At 70.7% G+C, this 3,348-nt stretch carries 4 protein-coding genes and 1 pseudogene; 1 reads left to right on the forward strand and 4 read right to left on the reverse strand.

The window, feature by feature from the left end; all coding sequences use genetic code 11:
- The 4 genes and pseudogenes from SACSA_RS22380 to SACSA_RS0110280 form a co-directional block, all read right to left on the reverse strand.
- A pseudogene (locus tag SACSA_RS22380) lies at window positions 1–314 on the reverse strand (FtsW/RodA/SpoVE family cell cycle protein); the annotation flags it as partial.
- A complete protein-coding gene (locus SACSA_RS22385) occupies window positions 302–550 on the reverse strand; it encodes a fluoride efflux transporter FluC (protein ID WP_019815615.1) in 249 nt (82 codons plus the stop codon). The pseudogene SACSA_RS22380 and the gene SACSA_RS22385, both read right to left, overlap by 13 nt.
- Window positions 547–882: a DUF190 domain-containing protein gene (locus SACSA_RS0110275; protein ID WP_019815617.1), complete on the reverse strand. Its 336-nt coding sequence runs from the start codon at window positions 880–882 to the stop codon at window positions 547–549. Before SACSA_RS0110275 ends, SACSA_RS22385 begins: the two co-directional genes overlap by 4 nt.
- Window positions 882–1,334 (reverse strand): fluoride efflux transporter FluC, encoded by a 453-nt coding sequence (locus SACSA_RS0110280; RefSeq protein WP_019815619.1) that lies wholly within the window; start codon window positions 1,332–1,334, stop codon window positions 882–884. Before SACSA_RS0110280 ends, SACSA_RS0110275 begins: the two co-directional genes overlap by 1 nt.
- Before the next feature lie 36 nt (window positions 1,335–1,370).
- On the opposite strand from SACSA_RS0110280, the gene SACSA_RS0110285 reads away from it, so the two are divergent.
- Window positions 1,371–3,320, forward strand: coding sequence for an aconitate hydratase (locus tag SACSA_RS0110285; protein ID WP_019815621.1), 1,950 nt, complete (start codon window positions 1,371–1,373; stop codon window positions 3,318–3,320).
- Window positions 3,321–3,348: the final 28 nt, after the last annotated feature.

Consider the following 3,348-nt stretch of genomic DNA (forward strand, 5'->3'; position numbering starts at 1 on the left):
GCTGCGATGATGATCGGCCCGAGGTCCCGGGCGCGGGGCAGCTCCACACCGGCGACACGTTTGCCCGCCGTGGTGAACAGCTCCCGCTTGGACACCAGAAAGGACGCGAAGAACACCATCAGCAGGATCTTGGCGAACTCGCCGGGCTGGATGGAAAAGCCCGGCAGCTTCAACCACACCTTCGCGCCGTTGACCTCGGAGAGGGAACTCGGCAGCACGGCGGGCAGCGCCAGCGCCACCAGCCCGATCAGTCCCGCGGTGTAGGCGTACCGCGTGAGCGTGCGGTGGTCCGAGACCACGATCAGCAGTGCGAGGAGAAGGTGGTCAGGGCCCCGCACAAACCCACGCCGAGCAGGGCGCGCACCGCCTCACCACCGGTGCCGGACACCGACCACCCCGTCACCAGGCCCAGCAGAGCCGAGCCGAGGACGTTGACGGCGAGCGTCCCCCACGGGAACGCCGAATCGCGGGCGCGCTGCACCCGCTGGTCCAGCACGTATCGCACCACCGCCCCGCTCGCGCCACCGAGAGCCACCAGCAGCGCCGTCACCGCCGGCTCCCGTACCGCAGGATCTCCACCTCGTCGAGGGTCACCAGGCCCCCGTCGAGCACCTCGTCCAAATCGCGTGCGAAGGCCCGCACCCGTTCGGCCTCATCCACGATCACCACGGCCACCGGCAGATCCTCGGACAACGACAGCAGGTCGGTGGTATGGATCAGGGACCGCTGTCCGTACCCTTCGATCCCGCGCAGTACCGACGCCCCCGCGAGTCCCGCGTTCCGGGCGCGGCGCACGATCTCGTCGTACAGCGGGCGGTGGTGCCAGACGTCGTCCTCGCCGACGTAGACGGTGAGCCGCAGCGCGCGACCGGACGGTCCCATCACGCACCTCCCGGGTCCTCGGACGTGCCGCCGTGCGGGGACCTCAGCCGCCGGGACAGGGCACGCACCACGAGTATCCCCGCGACCACGGCCGCCAGCGAGGCGGCCAGCGAGGCCGCGAGATACCCCGCCGCGAGGGCGGGGTGTCCCGCGCGCACCGAGTCGAGCACGTCCACCATGGCGGTCGACATCGTGGTGAACCCGCCGAGCACGCCGATGCCCAGGAAGGGCCGCACCAGCCGATGCGGCCGGGCCGCCCGGGTCACGGTCTCCATGAGCACGCCGATGAGCAGGCAGCCGGCGACGTTGGCCGCGAGCGTCGCGCTCGCGAAGCCACCCGGCGGGTGGGGCAGCGCGTGACCGGTGCCGTAGCGCGCGAGGCTGCCGAGCGCGCCGCCCGCGGCGATGACCAGCAGCACGTCCCAGCGGTGTGTGCGGGGCATGGGACCCATGATTGCCGACCCACGACGGTGGGTAGCCCGTGGCCCATGGGTAGGACGGTCGCACAGCAACTCATCGCCGATCACCTCGAGGGCGGGAGCATGGTGCCCGGGGACGAGATCGGCCTCCGGATCGACCAGACTCTGACGCAGGACGCCACCGGAACGCTGGTGATGCAGGAGCTGGAAGCGCTGGGGCTCGACCGGGCGTGCACCGAGGTCAGCGTCCAGTACGTCGACCACAACCTGCTCCAGGCCGATGAGAAGAACGCCGAGGACCACGCGTACCTGCGCTCGGCGTGCCGCCGGTACGGCATCTGGTTCTCGAAGGCAGGCAACGGTGTCTCGCACCCCACGCACATGCAGCGGTTCGGTGTGCCCGGCAAGAGCATGGTGGGCTCGGACTCGCACACACCGGCGGCGGGCTCGCTCGGAATGCTCGCGCTGGGCGTCGGCGGTCTCGAGGCGGCCACGGCCATCGCCGGGGAGCCGGTGTACGTGCGGATGCCGGAGATCTGGGGTGTGTACCTCACCGGTGAGCTGCCGCAGTGGACCTCGGCCAAGGACGTCGTGCTCGAAATGCTGCGGCGGCACGGCGTCAAGGGCGGGCTGAACCGCATCATCGAGTATCACGGGCCGGGAGTGTCGACGTTGTCGGCGATGGACCGGCACGTGATCGCCAACATGGGTGCCGAACTGGGGGCCACCACGACCGTGTTCCCGTCGGACGGCGCGGTGTACGAGTTCCTGAAAGCGGAGGGGCGTCCGCAGGACTTCGTGGAGATCACCGCCGAGCCGGACGCGATCTACGACGTCACCGAGCACATCGATCTGTCCACTCTGGAGCCACTGATCGCGAAGCCGTCGTCACCGGACAACGTCGTACCCGTGCGCGAGGTGGCCGGAACCGAGGTCAGCCAGGTGGTGATCGGGTCGTCGGCCAACCCCGGCCTGCGCGACTTCGCCATCGCCGCCCACCTGGTCAAGGGACGGCAGACCAACGACGCGGTCAGCTTCGACGTCAATCCCACCTCACGGGAGATCCTGGCCGACCTGACCAAGATGGGCGGCACGTTCGACCTGATCTCCGCCGGGGCGCGCATTCACCAGGCCGGGTGCATGGGGTGCATCGGCATGGGGCAGGCGCCCGCCGTGGGGCAGAACTCGCTGCGCACCTTCCCGCGCAACTTCCCGGGGCGCTCCGGCACGCGCGAGGACTCGGTGTGGCTGTGCTCGCCGGAGACGGCGGCCGCCTCGGCGTTGACCGGCGTCATCACAGACCCCCGGGAGCTGGCCGACAAGCTCGACGTGGCGTATCCGGACCTGCCGCTGCCCGCACGCGCCTCGATCAACACCGACATGCTGGAGGCACCGCCGGAGCCGGAAGAGGCGCACCGGGAACCGCTGGTGAAGGGTCCGAACATCTCGGCCCTGCCGGATTTCCCGCCGCTGCCCGACCGGATCGCCGCTCCCGTGCTGCTCAAGGTCGGCGACAACATCTCGACCGACGAGATCTCCCCGGCGGGCGCGCGGGCGCTGCCGTACCGGTCGAACGTGCCCGAGCTGGCGGAGTTCACCTTCGACCAGGTCGACCCGACCTATCCGCGCCGCGCGGCCGAGGCACAACGTACGGGCCACCTCGTCGTGGGCGGCGACAACTACGGCCAGGGCTCCTCACGCGAGCACGCGGCGATCGCCCCGAGGCACCTCGGTCTCAAGGCGGTGCTGGCGAAGTCGTTCGCGCGCATCCACTGGCAGAACCTCGCCAACTTCGGAATCCTCGCGCTGGAGTTCGCCGACCCCGCCGACTACGACAGGATCGAGCAGGGCGACACCCTGGTGCTCGACGGCCTGCGGGACCAAGTGCCCGACGGCGGCGACATCATCGTGCGCAACGAGACCAAGGACGAGGAGTACCCCGTCGGTCACCGGCTGTCGCCCCGGCAGGTCGAGGCCGTGCTGGCCGGAGGGCGCATCCCGCTGCTGGCTCGCGCGTAGCGGCGGGGCCCGGCCGGAGGGGCGGCGG

It is taken from the genome of Saccharomonospora saliphila YIM 90502, assembly GCF_000383795.1.
GTDB lineage: Bacteria > Actinomycetota > Actinomycetes > Mycobacteriales > Pseudonocardiaceae > Saccharomonospora > Saccharomonospora saliphila.